Source organism: Hassallia byssoidea VB512170, assembly GCF_000817785.2.
Lineage (GTDB): Bacteria > Cyanobacteriota > Cyanobacteriia > Cyanobacteriales > Nostocaceae > Hassallia > Hassallia carrinoi.
Window position 1 is genome coordinate 1 of sequence record NZ_JTCM02000088.1, and the last position, 16,186, is coordinate 16,186.

The window sequence follows — 16,186 nt, forward strand, 5'->3', positions numbered from 1 at the left end:
GGACAAAACCGGACAGCCTTGTATTAAAGATCCTCAAAACTCCACGACTATTTCAGCTATATGGCTGTCCGGTTTTGTCTGATTTTTTGGAACCCCTGCCCCCTTTCCCCTTGTCCCCTTGTCCACGGACACGTTCCTCACTCCTCCACCCCCGCACGGAAGTGTCCTCCCCTTGTCCCCTTGTCCCCATTCCCCATTACCCATTCCCCTTAACAAATATTAGTCCGCTATATAAATGAAATGCTGGGTCCCAATTAGTCTTTTCCCTACGAAATAGGTGAATGTGAGACTGAATTTGACCCAGCATTTCTGTTTGATCTAATACTGTCTCTCCAAAAGGCGTAAAATCTGACCAAAGCTTTACTGTAGGTAGTTGCTGCTTGATCCAGTTTAGTAAACTATTCCAATTGATTCTGATGATACTTTGGCTAATTTGGGGAGTGATTTCTACACCTTGGTGGAATTCATAGCCGTTGTCATAAAGTCGTAAAATACAACTTCTACCAGGTAAGTGTAAATCACAAAATTGGGCATAGTCTTGGGTTTGGGTTTTGCGTTCGAGTTTGCGTCGTGCGTTCAAATCTACAACTTCCTCAAAAATGGGCAAAAGTCCGACTACTGTGGCTTTGACTTCTGACCAATCAAAGGTTAGGGAACCGAGTGTATTAAGTTGATTGCGACAAACAACAGTGGCTTTTGTGGTAGATTCTTGAAAATGCTTGACTTGAAAAACTTGAATTTTTTGAATGTCAGCTATTCTTGCCCAAAAGCAAGGAATTTCAGCTTTGCGTAGTTGCTCACCATAAAATTTTAATTCTCCTATGGCTCCAGTTCGATAAAGCCGCCAGCCACGACTTGGTAGCATTAGTCTCGCGGTGTAAGAGTCTAGCTGCATGATTTTGGCAAATTTTTGAGCGGCTGCGGTTTTCAGCTCGTTGCTTATAGGTTCTAAAATTAAGATGCCGATATCGGTGTTGTTGGGGTCAGATGTTGCTTGAAAAATCGCTCTTTGTCTTTCTTCTTGCTCAATTTCTTGTAGTCGCTGTAAACCCTGACGCGCTAGGCTAATTATTTTGGCGTTAGTTGTAGTTCGCAGCAGTTGCCGATAAACTTTTTCGGCATCTTGATGCTTTCTTTCCACTTCATGGAGACGTCCTACATAAAATTGCACCCAAGGATTATCGGGAGATTCTTTTAATAGCTGTTTGAGTAATTTGGCGGCGGTGTGATAGTCTTTAGAGTCAAAGGCGATCGCAACTTGATCTAGCATGATTTAAGGCGTTAATTTTAAAATCTATCCATTAAATAATTATTGTCCACTTTAAAGAATTGTCATCTCTGTAAGAGATACTACTAGCGGGACTTAAACATTTTTGAGGAAGAAACAAGCATCAAAACCATACGGGGCAAGGGAAATACACTCTTGTGCCCAAAAACGCCTGAAACCCAGATATATCAATCAACCTCTATATATACATTTGAGACTATTTTGTCCGTGTTTTTTGTCTAAGTCCCATTAAAAAAGCCTTGCAAAAAGAACAACGGATAATTACTAGCGATCCATTTCGGCGATCGCTTGACTATGCCCAACTCTATAGCTCAATTATTCCAGCCTGTAACAAAAGCTGACGCTCATCAACTCTGTCACGACGATTTAACTGCAATAACCGAATCGTAACCCGACCTATGGAGCTTAAAGGTAAAAATTCAGACCCACTCAGGCGAAAATGTTCATGCCACAGGTCTTGGCGAGGATGGTATAAGGGTACGATTTTTTCCGTTTCTGGATCAACAGAAGCCAGATCGCTGCCTTTGTGCTTGTTGCAAAGAGTACAAGATAAGGCTAAATTTTCTGATTCAGTCCGTCCACCATGTTTTTCGGCAATGATATGGTCAATCTCGTGAGATGCGAAAGTAGCCACATCAGGAATAAGACAATACTCACAGCAACCTTTTGCCCGTTCATAAACCTGTCTTCGTAGAGCTACAGGAATATAGGTTTTGCTCATTCTGCGCGAGCTTCTTGAAGCTGAAAGAAGGCTCTAGCCTTAGCCATTCTCACAATATGCTCTAAGTATTGATAACCTTGCCATTGCTGTTCTTCTGCTGCGGTTAAACCCACCGTCCGATTTTTTTCTAGCAGAATGTTAATTTGAGCTTGCAGGGATTCAGAGGGACGTAGGGCAATAATGGCTTCAGCAGTGGGGAGGCTTGCTAGAAATTCTAAGACTTCAGCCATACCTGAAAACCCTTCCTGGGCGATCGCATTTAGTTCTCGTAAACCCAACTCTACGATTTGAGGTAGCTTGTCTGCAAAGGGTTGAAGTTGAGTGACAACTTCATCAGGTAAGTCAAATGTAACTTCCATAGACTTGGCTGTTACCACTAAAATACACTCTCTCGATTTTAGCTGAAAGAATATTAGACCTCTGGAAAAATTAAATATGCGTCAACCAAAACCCTTGTAGAGTCGCAAAAATAGCTTTTGAGACAACAAAAGCTATTTCGGATACTACAATTGCCATTTTTCATGCTACAATTGCCATTTTCGATACTACAATTGCTATTTCACCGAACCCATTTGCTATTTCGCGAGTCGCCAAAATAGCTTTTGAGACAGCAAAAGCTATTTCGGATGCTACAATTGCCATTTTGGATACTACAATTGCTATTTAGGGAGTCGCCAAAATAGCTTTTGAGACAACAATTGCTATTTCGGAACTCTAATCATCCTGTCCGAAGACGAAACCCAACATTTATTAGCTCAAACAAAGTGCGATCGCCCGATCCTATAGAGTCAGCATTGCTGATATAGCGCGAAGAGCGCTTACTACTATACTTCACATGCTGCGGAAATTAGGGATAATGCGACAATTGGAGCCGTAACTGCTCTGAGAATGCGACGACCAAGGGAAACTGGTTGAAATCCGGCTTTGATGGCGTTGTCAATTTCTTTTTCTGTCCATCCCCCTTCTGGACCGGTGGCAATAACTATTGACATTTCTCCTTGGTTGTGCAGGCAATTTTTTAAATGGGGGTAGTTGCCGCGTCCCTCACAAATATACTTCTGCTGTGTTGCAAATGACGATAAAGCAGCGTCAAAGGAAATAGGTTCTAATATTGTTGGGACAAAAGAACGCTCTGATTGTTCGGCTGCTTCAGATGCAATTCTGCGCCAGCGTTCGAGTTTTTGCGGACTGGGGTTGAGTAAAGTGCGATCGCTCATTATTGGAGCTATACACGCTACACCTAATTCAGTACAGCAGCGCACGACTTCATCAAATCCATTGCCTTTGGGCAAGGCTATCATCAGTGTAATTGATATAGGTAGTTCGGTTTCTACTGAGAGTAATTCTAAAATCTGCGCTTCTTCACCTTCTAACTGCGCTAACCAGCATTTACCCATACCATCCATTGCAATAAAGCGATCGCCTTTTTGCAATCGTAATACGCGATTTAAGTAATGTTGCTGTTGCGGTGTCAGCAGAATTTGATTTTGTTGAAGTTGCGAAAGTGCGTTAGCGGAGCTTAACGAAGTTATCGCGATTCTTTGCAGTTGAGCCATGTGATTTTACGCACGGTTGAAAATGAGGTTAGTGACACACAGCCACCGATCGCCATTCGGCTGATCGTGCTTTGTTTAGATTAGTCGCAGATCGTGTTAATTGTGTGATTGGCATGAAAAGAGCGATGCCTACGGCAACCCGAACGCGAGTGCGTCTTTGCGATTGAGAAGCGGGAACGCCTGGGTCGGTTTTCATCCCCTCAAAAAATTTTTGCAATACAACCGGTTGCACTGGTGCTTTATCCCACTCAGATTGATGTATGATCGGCGAAGTCTACTAAACAGTTTCGGGTGCTGACAGTTCCAAAGGACACTTGGGCGGAAAAAGCCTGGTGTTTGCTTGCCTCAAAAACGCCGCCTTAAACTCAGTGTTCTCAAGGTGGCTAAACGATTTTTAGGGTGCTTTTTGCCTTAAATATCTAATTAGGTTTTACTAATTAGATAGTTTACCAATGCCTACCAGATATTTATGGTAGGGATTTTGGGTCAAAGACTTGCCTTATGTATATTTACTTTTAAACGTATATTTACTTAGCAAGTGAGTGTGTACATGAGGGAGATATTGAATAATCCTGATTTACCCACCTGCGATCCCATCTTTTAAAGAGGGATGGATTTTCTTGAGGAATTCTCTAGTTATAACTCACCACTGATGCTTAAACAATTTTTCCGAAAATTTCCGAATCAACTCAGACTTCAAAATCAAATCATGCTTTTGCTGCTTTTAAGCACCATAATTCCCGTCTCTATCGTGGGATTGTATAATATTTCTTCTTCCACTACCACCTTATCGGAAGTCGCTAAACAGCAACTAAAGGCTGAGTCAGCTAAAGAAGCCAAAAATATCAATGCATTTTTAGATGGTGTTAGTGATGATGTTTTATTCTTGAGCAAAATTCCTCCGATTCAAGGCATTATCAGAGCTAGAGTCGGTGGGAAAGTAGACCCACAAGGTAACTCCTCCTACGATGCCTGGATTGAGCAGTTGCAGACTACCTTTAGTGCCATGATGGAGCAGAAGCCCCATTATATGCAGTTGCGGTACTTAGACGAACAGGGCAACGAATTGGTGCGAGTTGATTCTGATGGCACTAACATCAAAGTTATCCCCAAAGCCGAGCTGCAAAACAAAGCAGATAGACGATATTTTAGCGACACGATGAAGTTGCCTGTTGGCAGTGTCTATGTCTCACCCGTGGATCTGAACCAGGAACGCGGTCAAATCGAACGACCTTTTAAACCAGTGATTCGATACGCTACACCAATTTTTGACTCAACTGGTCAAAATAGAGGAATTGCGATCGCCAATGTATTTGCCAACCAATTTATAAAAGCTTTTAAAGAGGATAATCAACAGGCTGACGATAAAAATAAATATAAAGGCAAAGAGAACTTTCTGGTCAATCAACAAGGCTACTACATCTCCCATCCCAACCCCAAAAAGGAGTGGGGGTTTGAGTTCCGCAATAATGAAAAATTAGAAAAAGATTATTCGCAAGAAGTTGCCAAGCAAATCTTGAGTAACGAACAGGGATTTATTGACAACGGAGACTATCTCTTCAGCTACCATAAAGTTGATCCCAGTCCAAAGCAGCCGGAATTCTTGGTAGCTATCTCTAAAGTCCCAAAAAGTAGCGTTTTTGCTACCATTAACTCATTTAAAATCGTCGCCATCCTAATTATTCTTGTTTCTCTGGCTGTGGTGCTGCCACTGGGAATTTATCGGGCACGGCAACTGGTAAATCTGATTAAGCAACTGATTAATGGAATATCCGCCTCTAGCTTGCAAACTTTCTCTACCATAGAACAGCAAGAACGTGTAGCTAATCAGCAAGCTGCTTCAGTGAATGAAACCACCACCACTATGGATGAACTCAAAGCTTCTTGCCGACAGTCATCTGAACAAGCCAAAGCTGCCGCAGTCGCTGCACAGCAAGCCCTAGCGCTTGCAAAGAAAGGCACCCAAGCAGTGGGAGAAACCCTCGAAGGGATGTTCACCTTGGAAAAAAAAGTGGGAGCGATCGCCGAACAGATTGTACATCTTTCCGAGCAAGCCAGTCAAATTGGCAGCATTTCCCAGATTGTTTCTGACTTGGCAAACCAAACTAATATGTTGGCACTTAATTCATCAGTTGAAGCTGTCCGCGCTGGAGAATATGGTAAAGGCTTTGCCGTGGTTGCGAATGAGATTCGCAGATTGTCCGACCAAAGTCAAAAATCTGCCGAAAAAATTAATCTTGTGGTTTCTAATATCCAAAAAGCGATTAATTCCACTGTGATGGTGACAGAGGAAGGCACGAAGACAGTAAAAACGGGGGTGCAAATCGCTCAAAATACAGATCAAGCCTTCGCAGGGGTAGCGAAAGCCGTCAACCACATGGTTTTCAACAATCAACAAATATCGCTGAATCTGAAGCAGCAATTAGATGCCATTCAACAAGTCGTCGAAGCGATGAATAACATCAACAAAGGGGCAAAAGAAACCGCCACTGGCATCAGTCAAACCAGATCGGGCACCGAGCAACTTAACAAAGCTGCTCGGACTCTCAAGCAGATGGTGTAGTGTCCTTCCTTATTTCTGCCCTGCCCAAAATTATTCTAATAGTTTGATTTAGCAGGAAAATGGATTCTAGAAATATATACTGCCTTATTTCTGTAGTATTACTTAAAAATGATAGAAGACGAAGAACTCCGGAATCTGTATAAAATTTCTGGCGAAGAATGTTTGCAGAAACTGGAAGCAGGTTTGCTGCACTTAAGACAGCACCCATTAGACAAAGTTACCTTGGAACGCATGCGGCGAGAAGCTCACAGCCTCAAAGGAGACTCGAGAATTGTCGGGGTAGAAAATGTAGTTATCCTCACCCATCAAGTTGAAGAGATTCTTTTAAGCATTAAACGTCAAGAGATTATTTTCAGCCCAGATGTGAGCGATCGCCTGACTCAAGCATTAGATGCAATTGGTCTTTTGGTACACGAAGCCGTTACTGGTGAATCGACTGGAGTTGATACCCAACAAGTACTTGATGAGTTGATGCAAGTATTTTTGGAGTCAAAACTACACGGCACTGACACGGAAGTTGCTTTTGTTGTTGCAACTAATCTGGGGAATCTGCCCGCGACGCCGCTGTCTTTAGTTGAAATCGCTCCAGAAGAACAAGACCCGCAAATACTACTTGAGCAAGGCAATCAATTTACCACAACCGCCCCTATAGCACAAATTAACCGCAATGCTCCCCAACCCGGATTAATCTTTATAGAAGATGAAGAACTGCGGGATATTTATCAAGTTGCTAGCGAAGAACATTTAGACAAACTGGCAGATGGTTTGCAATATCTACAAAAGCATCCGCAGGACGAAGCTACCCTGGAAATGTTGCGACGGGAAGTCCACAGCCTTAAAGGAGATTCCCGAAGCGTCGGGGTAGAAAGTATAGTCACCCTCACCCATGAAGTTGAAAAGATTATCTTAAGCATCAAACGGCAAGAGATTATTTTTACTGAAAATGTGTGCGATCGCCTTTATCGAGGATTAGATGCGATCGGTCTATTGATATATGAAGCTGTAACCGGTGAATCGAGTGGGGTTGATACCCAACAAGTACTTGATTTGATGCAAGTGGTTTTGGAGCCACAACCACAGCCTTCTTCAGATGCAGTTGAACCAGAACAACAGGTACAAACCCTCGAAGTATCGGTAGCAGAAATCAACAGCAATGCTACCCAACTTGCACCAACTTTTATACAAGACAAAGAACTGCGAGATATTTATCAAATTGCCAGCGAAGAATATTTGCAAAAACTGGTAGATGGTTTGCTACAGCTAGAAAAGCACCCATCAGACGAAGCTATTTTGGAACAGCTGTTGCGGGAAGCTCACAGCCTTAAAGGTGACTCCAGAAGCGTTGGGGTAGAAAGTGTAATTACCCTTACCCATCAAATTGAAGAGATTTTCTTAAGTATCAAAGCAGGCGAGATTATTTTTAGCTTAGATGTGAGCGATCGCCTTTATCAAGGATTAGATGCGATCGGTCTTTTAGTATACGAAGCCATTACTGGTCAACCGAGTGGAATTGATACATCCGAAATACTTAACCAGTTGATGCAAGCAGTTTCTGCACCAACTATTCACAAGTCCCTACCACTTCCTACGGAAATTCCTGTCAAAACAGCAACTCAGCTTGACAAGGCTGAAATTGGTCAACCCTACCACATCGACACAATTCGCGTTCAAACTCGCCATTTCGATGCTTTAATGTCACAGGCTGAGGAACTAACATTTACCAAAACCGCCATAGCCCACGCTGCCGCTGAAATTGAGGCAATGGCAACCATGTGGTCAGAGTGGAAAGCTGTTTATAGCCAAGAAAAATACCTTGATTCTTCATCCTTAAATAATAATCCCTATGCAGAACGCCTAGAAAAAACGATCAACTCTTTGAGAACTTCAACTCAGGAAAACAGCACTAAACTAGACATTATCGTTGAGGAATTAAGAGAAAAAATTTATACCCTACGGCTTCAACCTCTATCCAGCGTGTTTCAGTTGCTTCCGCGCATAGTCAGAGATTTAGCCAGACAACAATCAAAACAAGTGGAATTAATTATTGAAGGAGGAGAAACAACCGCTGACAAACGCATCCTCGAAGAAATCAAAGATTCCTTGATGCACATGGTTCGCAACGCGATCGATCATGGCATCGAGACTCCCGCAGAACGAGAAAAACTCGGCAAACCTCCCGTCGCCACTATTTGGCTTCGGGGCTACCGAACCCCCACTAACATCGTAATTGAACTGGCAGACGATGGGCGAGGGCTAGACATCGAAAAGATAAAACAAACCGCCGTCAAGCGTGGACTCTACAGCCCAGAAGAACTGGCAATTATGACTCCAAGCCAGATTTATCCCCTAATCTTGGCTTCTGGCTTCTCAACCCAGACTTTTATTACAGAAATTTCTGGCAGAGGTATCGGGTTGGATGTAGTACGCACCAACGTCGAACGGCTGCAAGGTAATATTCAGATAGAATCAACCCCCGGACAAGGATGCACCTTCCGCATCCAGCTAAACACAACCTTGGGAATCACCAATGTAGTACTGTTAGAAGTTGAAGGTATTGTCCATGCTCTACCAATTGAGTTTGTGCAAAAGACTTTACTTATCTCTCAAGAGCAAATTTATATTACTGAAGATCGAGCAACTATTGACTTGGACGGTCAAGCTGTTTGTGTTGCAAATCTAGCTGATTTGCTGGAATTCTCAAATCCTGCTTATGCTTATGCCGCAAAAGAACAACAAAATAGCCGTCTGCGTTCTTGTATCCTGCTGAAGGTGGGAGAAGAACAATTCGGTTTGTTTGTCGATCGCATGATGCATACTCAAGAGATAGTAATCAAACCTCAGAGTCAGTTATTGAAACGGGTGCGTAATGTCATGGGAGCAACTATTCTCGGCTCCGGGGAAGTTTGCATGATTCTTAACCCCCCAGATTTACTCAAATCATTGCAGCAGCAAAATACATCTCTAGTCTCTATCAAACCAAGGAAAACAATTCTCAGGAAGCGTGTCATTCTCCTAGTAGAAGATTCTATCCCCGTTCGCACCCAAGAAAAACGGCTTTTGGAAAAAGCTGGATATGAAGTGGCGATCGCCGTGGATGGATTAGATGGTTATAACAAACTAAAAACCCGTGACTTTGATGCAGTCATATCTGACGTGGAAATGCCCAATTTAGATGGCTTGTCACTCACTATCAAAATTCGTCAGCATGAAGAATATAAAGCATTGCCGATAATTCTAGTAACAACCCTTGCTTCCGATGAGGACATCGCAAGGGGATCTGAAGCCGGAGCTAATGCCTATATCATGAAAAGTAATTTTAATCAAGATATTTTATTAGAAATATTAGGAAGACTTGTTTAGTTGATAGTTGATGGTTGATAGTTGATGGTTGATAGTTGATGGTTGATGGTTGATGGTTGATAGTTGATAGTTGATAGTTGATAGTTGTTTGATCGCTAACCACTAACCACTAACTCCAAACTCCTAACTCCAAACTCCTAACTCCAAACTCCAAACTCCTAACTCCTAACTCCAAACTCCTAACTCCTAACTCCTAACTCCTAACCACTACTAATGCCTATTCGAGTTCTGTTAGTTGAAGATTCACGGATTGCTCTAGTAATTTTGAAAAGAATTCTGGACTCATCACCGGAGATTGAAGTAGTGGGAGAAGCTCGTACTGGTTTAGAAGCTTTGACACTGATTCCCAAAGTTGAGCCAGATGTCATTTGTACAGACCTTCATATGCCTCAGATGGATGGTTTGGAATTTACATTTCAAGTCATGGCACTTTATCCGCGACCGATTTTAGTGATTAGTGTTTCGGTGCAGGAAGACGATGCTAAACATGTTTTTGAGCTTTTAGAAGCAGGAGCGGTGGAGATTTTTCCTAAGCCAACCGCAGGACTGGCAACAAATAATGAGTTGTTTAAGCAGGAGTTGATTAATAAGATTAAAATCTTGTCTGGGGTAAAAGTATTTAGAAAAAAGCGAAAGTCCCCCTTGCAAGTAAAAAATTTAGAGGCTGACAATTTTTCTGCTTTCGCTTCTAAGTCCTACATCAAGCCAAAAATAGTAGTTATTGGTGCATCTACAGGTGGTCCCCAAGCCTTGAAAGAACTTTTCACTCAGCTACCAGCGGATTTTCCTGTGCCAGTAATTTGCGTGCAACACATTTGTTTCGGTTTTTTACAGGGATTAATCGATTGGTTAGCAAGTAGTTGCCGGTTGACAATTCAAATTGCTCAACTTGGGGATACGCCAAAACCAGGGAAGATTTATTTCCCAGCTGAACAGCTGCATTTAAAATTGGATGCTTGGGGTCGATTTATTTGCTCTGATTCACCACCAGTGGCAGGACATCGCCCTTCTGTAACAGTTTCATTTGAGTCTGTAGCCAAGTTCTATGGCAACGCAACAGTGGGAATATTGTTAACTGGAATGGGTAGAGATGGAGCGGATGGAATGCAGGCGATCGCTCAAGCTGGTGGTTTTACTATCGCGCAAGATGAAGCCACTTCTGTGGTGTTTGGAATGCCTAAAGAAGCGATCAATTTAGGAGCGGCAAAACATATATTACCAATTGAAGCGATCGCACCAAAGCTACTAGCTCTGTTGCAACAGACTTATTGAGATGTGGAGAGGATATGTCAAAAGCAGAATTTTTAAGTGTAGAGTTAACAGAGGCTTTTGTTAAGTTAATTGCCCAGCAAACCGGATTAGAGATTAGAGAGCGAGACCAAGCAGATTTAAGCGAAAAAATATTTTTCAGGATGAAAGCTATCAATATATTATTTCCAGAAGAGTACTATCAACTCTTAGGATATAGTACGATACAAAGCTATCAAGAATGGCACAGACTTGTTTTATTGCTGACTAATCTGGAAAGTTATTTTTTTCGAGATAAAGAGCAGTTTAATCTTTTACGCGATCGCATTCTTCCAGAACTGATTGAACGTCAACAAAATAAGAAAACTCTCCGCATTTGTAGTGCAGGATGCTCAAGTGGAGAAGAACCATTATCTCTCGCTATTGTCCTTAAAGAACTCATTCCCAATCCAGAGCAATGGAACTTGATGATTTTGGGTGTAGACATCAATCAAGAAGCACTGAAAAAAGCAAAACAAGGAATTTACACACCTTGGTCATTGAGGAGCATTGATCCAGAAATAATGCAGCGATATTTTTTGCACTTTAACAATCAATATTATCTTGATATGCAAATTCAGCAAATGGTAAAATTTAAATATATAAATTTAGTCAAAGATGCTTTCCATGAACACAATGAAATGAGAGATATTGACTTAATTATTTGCCGTAATGTTTTCATTTACTTTGAAGCATCAGCCATTGCAAAAGTATTAGATAAATTTAACCATATCCTCCAACCATCAGGATATCTGATCGCAGGTCATACAGAACTTTGTGGTCAGGATTTAAGCCACTTTGAGACCAAATTATTTCCCGAATCACTAGTTTATATTAAAAAAAGCGTTTGATAAACAAAATGAAAGAACATTCCTATCTCACCTTTAGCTTAAATAACTATTTTTACGGCATCAGCCTAGTTTACGTCGAAGAAGTTTTTTCTCTACCAGAGTTAACACCCATCCCAGAAAACCCATATAAAATCGTTGGGATTGTTAATCTCCGGGGGAATATTGTGCCAGTCATGGATTTTAATTTCACCTTGGACTATCAATCACTAGACTATCGTTTTACAGATAGTCTAGTAATTTTAAAATGGCAAGAATTCCGACTGGGTATCATTGTTAATCAAATCTATGAAGTCATAAATATATCTCCACAGGAAATTACTACTGAGCTTGATTATCAGCAAGAATTTGCGGTAGTTGAACAAAGAAAAATTATTCCTGATGTTGCTACTATTTCGGGAAATATTTTCATATTGAGCAATCCAGATAATTGGTTTAACTATGTAGAGATACAACAGATTTTGTCTTTTAAAAACTTATTAGAAAAAAAAATTATTTCTAACCATAATGCAGACAAATTTCCTGCCAATGCTTCTGAATTGTTATTGAGTCAACAGCCTGTATTTTGCCCAAATGCAACTTGGGAAGAAACAACTTTTCCCAAACAAGCTGATAATCTAAGACTTCCATCAGAAAGTCAGGATTTAAAGACTTTTATCACCTTAGCAGTATTTACTTTAAATGGTAATTTTTTTGGCATTGATTTAGAAATGGTACGAGAATTTACCGATATCCGCCAAGTAACTCCTATTCCCTGTGTGAAAGCGCATATCATCGGTAACATGAATTTGCGAGGTGAGATTCTCACCTTAATTGATATTTGCGGATTGTTGAATTTACCGTTGATGGGTATAGCTAATAATTCTAAGGCAATGGTTGTGGAGGTTGAGGGTATAGTTGCTGGTTTAATGGTAGAAGAAGTTTGCGATGTGATGTTCTCCCTGAACCCACGAGAGATAAGAACAGTGCCGACTGCTATCAATTCAGTTAATAATGAATACCTTCAAGGGGCAGTTCTTTATCATGAAAAAATAATGAGCATTCTGGATTTGCCAAAAATCTTCCTTAACGGTGGTTTAATCGTTGATGAGGTAATTTGATTCGTTGTAATTATAATACCGCTTTTCCTAACTTTAAATAAGTAGGGAGGCACAATTAAATATAAGATAAAACCTCACCCTGCCTGCGGCTTCCCCTCCTTAAGAAGGAGAGGGATTGAGGGTGAGGTTTTATATTTAATTTGAGCCACTTTTCCTAACTTTAAATAAGTAGGGAGGCACAATTAAATATAAGATAAAACCTCACCCTGCCTGCGGCTTCCCTCTCCTTCTTAAGGAGAGGGATTGAGGGTGAGGTTTTATATTTAATTTGAGCCACTTACTGAATCAGAGTTAAGTTTTTTAAATTAACTGTAAAATTTCATTAATTGCGAAGTTTTAGACTTTGGTTTAGTTAACTATGGTCTAACCTACGGCATAATGATTTGGAATATATTCACTTAGTTTGGAGCAGTCAATCAGCCAAATAGCTGTTATTTTCTTAAGCTCTAAGCTTGACATGCATAAATACCAAATCAGGGTGAGTATTTTTCTTTATTGATAAAGGCGGTAATTTATTAATTTATTAGAAATGACACTAACAAGGCTGACTAAAGAATTAGACAACCTGAGTAAAGATGATAGTGATGGAGTGCTAATTTTAAGTAACCATACAGTCGTTTGGAATCTTTATCTTACCTGTGGTAAATTGCTCTATGCCACAAGTGAAGTGCATCCTGTAAGGCGTTGGGACAGAGCCTTAAAGCAGCATTGCCCTAACTGGAATTGGGGTGTTGACTCCTCTGAGTTGTCGAAAGACCTGCCTTGGGAATGTCAGATTCTCGCTCAAGGCATCAGTCAAAGGCAACTGAGCGCTATCCAAGCTAAGTTAGTGATTCGTAATATTGTCCAAGAATGTTTTTTTGAGCTAAATAGCTACGCAGACTTGAGGATCGACTGGAAACCCAGCCAAAAACATATATGGCATCTCTCTATGGCGGTCATACCCTTGTCTTCCTGGGAAATTCTGTCAATTGTTAACAAAGCAACGAACATGCAGCAAAGATGGCAAGCTGGTGGTTTAGGTGACATCAGCCCGACCCTTGCTTTAGTTTTGAAGCCAGGAGTAGACCCTCAAGCGCTGCCAATTTTCCAGAAGTATCTCAACAGCCAGTTCACCTTATGGGATATTGCTTTAGAACAAGAAAAATCGGTGACAGAGGTAACTCTGTCCTTAATTCCTTGGGTTAAGAAGGGTATGCTGGAATTCCAAAACATTCCAGATTTACAAGTACCGACTGTCAAACAGACAGTTGCACCAACACTCCCCGAATTCAAAACCCAGCGTCCCAAATTTGACCAGAAACAACCTTTAATCGCCTGTATTGACGATAGTCCCGTGTTGGCTCACACTTTAAAAAAAATCTTGATACCAGCCGGGTATAAAATGTTGAGTATTCCAGAGCCGATGCGAGGGTTCTCCCAACTCATCGAACACAAGCCCGATCTAATTTTGTTAGACTTGCTTCTGCCAAATGCTGATGGCTATAGTATCTGTAAATTTTTGCGAGACACTCCCGTTTTTAAGGACACGCCGATTATTATCCTAACAGGTCAAAATACGCCAATCGATCGCGCCCATGCTAGCCTAGTTGGTGCAAGTGAGTTTTTAGGCAAGCCTCCACAACCGCAAGAATTGCTATATATTGTTCAAAAATATCTTGGGCAATGAAAGTTATCTAAATAGGACTTACGTACTCATGTCGTCACCACTTGAATTTACGTAGGGGCAATTCATGAATTGCCCCTACAATACTTGAATTCGCGTGCGCTCATTGCTACTAAAGTTGGTTAACAAAAAGCCGGATAACAAAGGAAAATGTAACAATTTCTCTGTTATGCGGCTTTTTCAAGTTTTACTTTCTTGGAATTTGATGATTAGTTTCAGATGCTAATCTCAAATTTTTCTGCCTTTTCTGTCTTTGTTTTTCTTGATAAACACCCTACACAGTAGTCCCCAGATGACTCCTAATTCACTCATTGCAAATTGATTGAGAAATGAGCAATTAAAGTATTCCTTTCGTAGGACAGCAAGTAAATATGCAGGAGATTGGGGTTATCTTTATCAAGATGGATAGCTGACCCATCAAGTGCTAAGTGGTGATGATCTATCCACTTATCTTTTGAATCTAGCAAAAGACTGAAGTAGGGGCTTTTATCTGGATGATTCTTTTCTAATTCTTCGTAGCTTTGATAAAAAGGAGGTATTCCAATTCCCAAAGGCATATACAAACCCTTGGAATAGTCTGTTACTGCCAACTTTGGAAGTTGCTTTAAATTGACACCGCTGATGAATAATTTATTTGTTTCACCAGTCTTTGTATCGCTGAATAACAACTCAATTTCTTGTAAATTCTGCTCAACACCTACAGGCTTAATGTTCCTCAAAATCGCTTTTTGAAATTTGCCTATTCTCCAGTATTCATTTCCCCAAGGTTTTTTAGAATCGTAAAATCCTGGAGGACGGAAAGTTGCAAATTTTATTTCATTTTCATTATTGTAAAAATCTCTCCAAGTTGTCAGATTTGTCGCAAGTGTAGTTCTAACTTTTCTTGCTTGCTCTCCCGATACAATTATTCTTTCATCGGGCAGAAACTTAGTAGCAATTTCTTTTTGATCAATTACTTTTCTCAGCAAATCAGTTCTTACTAGTGTCCCGCTCGGATCTTGCCAATGTTCTAATCTCCACCAATGCTTCCAATAAGACATCTTATTGATATTTTCAAAGACATTTTTGTAGAGTCCCATCGGGAAGGTAAACCAGCTTTGATAGTAAAGGGATTTATTACTATCCTCTTTAGTAAAAAGCAAAATTTCCCAATATCCTGCATTTAAGCAGTTATTAGCTAAAGCAATCTCAGTGAGATTTTGCTTTTCAAAACCATCTCCTCCGCTAATTTCTATATGTTTTGAATTAGCAGGAAAACTAATCTGTTGTCTGTTCCACTCTCTGTCGGTTAAGGCGATTACTTCTAAACCTTTATCTTTTTTAACCCATTCAGGTGCTTTCGGTACTAAGAGTGTCAGATCAACATTTTTTACAACTATCTTTGCTGTTTTTTTGTTAGTCGGCTCCAGTACAAAATCGAAGTGAGTATTATCTCTTTTGACAACTGTTAACTTTCTGCTAGAATATCTTTGGAAACTTTTGGCTAATGAAGCGGGATTTTCGGGATACTCAGTATTAGAGATTTCTTGTAGTTTTACCGACATTTGATTGTCAAATCTATACCTGGAAGTAAACCAGAAAGCTCCCACACTAATCAAACCAAGAAATACAACGAGACTACTAAATAAAATCTGTTTCTTCGTAACTCTTAAATTAGCTTTACCAAGTAAGCTACTCCTCTTGACTTTTTGCACCGCTGATGTATTACTCATTTGGAGAAGTCCACCAAATTAGAATTATTGTCGAATAACATACCCTATACATTGAGTATTTATATTACTGTTAATAAAAAAATTA

At 40.5% G+C, this 16,186-nt stretch carries 14 protein-coding genes; 6 read left to right on the forward strand and 8 right to left on the reverse strand.

Features of this window, described 5'->3' with window-relative positions:
- Positions 1-52: 52 nt before the first annotated feature.
- The 7 genes from PI95_RS26135 to PI95_RS26160 form a co-directional block, all read right to left on the reverse strand.
- Positions 53-190 carry a hypothetical protein gene (locus PI95_RS26135; protein WP_163519208.1) on the reverse strand — a complete coding sequence of 46 codons (138 nt, stop codon included), beginning with the start codon at positions 188-190 and terminating at the stop codon, positions 53-55.
- A 6-nt stretch (positions 191-196) separates the two neighbouring features.
- Complete coding sequence (locus tag PI95_RS26140; RefSeq protein ID WP_039748154.1) at positions 197-1,270, reverse strand: tetratricopeptide repeat protein; 1,074 nt, start codon at positions 1,268-1,270, stop codon at positions 197-199.
- Positions 1,271-1,592: 322 nt separating this feature from the next.
- Positions 1,593-2,009: an HNH endonuclease gene (locus tag PI95_RS26145; RefSeq protein WP_039748150.1), complete on the reverse strand. Its 417-nt coding sequence runs from the start codon at positions 2,007-2,009 to the stop codon at positions 1,593-1,595.
- Entirely contained in the window at positions 2,006-2,368 is a 363-nt protein-coding gene (locus PI95_RS26150; RefSeq protein ID WP_039748149.1) for a hypothetical protein, read from the reverse strand. The genes PI95_RS26145 and PI95_RS26150 overlap by 4 nt, the downstream gene beginning before the upstream one ends.
- A 160-nt stretch (positions 2,369-2,528) precedes the next feature.
- Positions 2,529-2,651, reverse strand: a complete 123-nt coding sequence (locus PI95_RS36980; RefSeq protein WP_268896826.1) for a hypothetical protein — start codon at positions 2,649-2,651, stop codon at positions 2,529-2,531.
- Positions 2,652-2,833: 182 nt separating this feature from the next.
- Positions 2,834-3,565, reverse strand: a complete 732-nt coding sequence (locus PI95_RS26155) for a 16S rRNA (uracil(1498)-N(3))-methyltransferase (protein WP_039748147.1) — start codon at positions 3,563-3,565, stop codon at positions 2,834-2,836.
- 28 nt (positions 3,566-3,593) lie between these two features.
- Complete coding sequence (locus PI95_RS26160; protein ID WP_163519209.1) at positions 3,594-3,797, reverse strand: hypothetical protein; 204 nt, start codon at positions 3,795-3,797, stop codon at positions 3,594-3,596.
- A gap of 477 nt (positions 3,798-4,274) precedes the next feature.
- Here PI95_RS26160 and PI95_RS26165 point away from each other — a divergent pair, with 477 nt between their 5' ends.
- The 6 genes from PI95_RS26165 (at position 4,275) to PI95_RS26190 (ending at position 14,392) form a co-directional block, all read left to right on the forward strand.
- On the forward strand, positions 4,275-6,128 hold the full coding sequence (locus PI95_RS26165; protein WP_236117200.1) for a methyl-accepting chemotaxis protein: 1,854 nt from the start codon (positions 4,275-4,277) through the stop codon (positions 6,126-6,128).
- Between the two features lie 108 nt (positions 6,129-6,236).
- A complete protein-coding gene (locus tag PI95_RS26170) occupies positions 6,237-9,488 on the forward strand; it encodes an Hpt domain-containing protein (RefSeq protein ID WP_163519210.1) in 3,252 nt (1,083 codons plus the stop codon).
- 213 nt (positions 9,489-9,701) lie between these two features.
- Complete coding sequence (cheB, locus tag PI95_RS26175) at positions 9,702-10,760, forward strand: chemotaxis-specific protein-glutamate methyltransferase CheB (protein WP_039748146.1); 1,059 nt, start codon at positions 9,702-9,704, stop codon at positions 10,758-10,760.
- A 14-nt stretch (positions 10,761-10,774) separates the two neighbouring features.
- Positions 10,775-11,626 carry a CheR family methyltransferase gene (locus PI95_RS26180; protein WP_039748145.1) on the forward strand — a complete coding sequence of 284 codons (852 nt, stop codon included), beginning with the start codon at positions 10,775-10,777 and terminating at the stop codon, positions 11,624-11,626.
- Between the two features lie 8 nt (positions 11,627-11,634).
- Positions 11,635-12,723: a chemotaxis protein CheW gene (locus PI95_RS26185; RefSeq protein ID WP_039748144.1), complete on the forward strand. Its 1,089-nt coding sequence runs from the start codon at positions 11,635-11,637 to the stop codon at positions 12,721-12,723.
- 529 nt (positions 12,724-13,252) lie between these two features.
- Entirely contained in the window at positions 13,253-14,392 is a 1,140-nt protein-coding gene (locus PI95_RS26190) for a response regulator (protein WP_039748142.1), read from the forward strand.
- Between the two features lie 305 nt (positions 14,393-14,697).
- Here PI95_RS26190 and PI95_RS26195 read toward each other — a convergent pair whose 3' ends face one another.
- Positions 14,698-16,101 carry a hypothetical protein gene (locus PI95_RS26195; RefSeq protein WP_039748140.1) on the reverse strand — a complete coding sequence of 468 codons (1,404 nt, stop codon included), beginning with the start codon at positions 16,099-16,101 and terminating at the stop codon, positions 14,698-14,700.
- Positions 16,102-16,186: the final 85 nt, after the last annotated feature.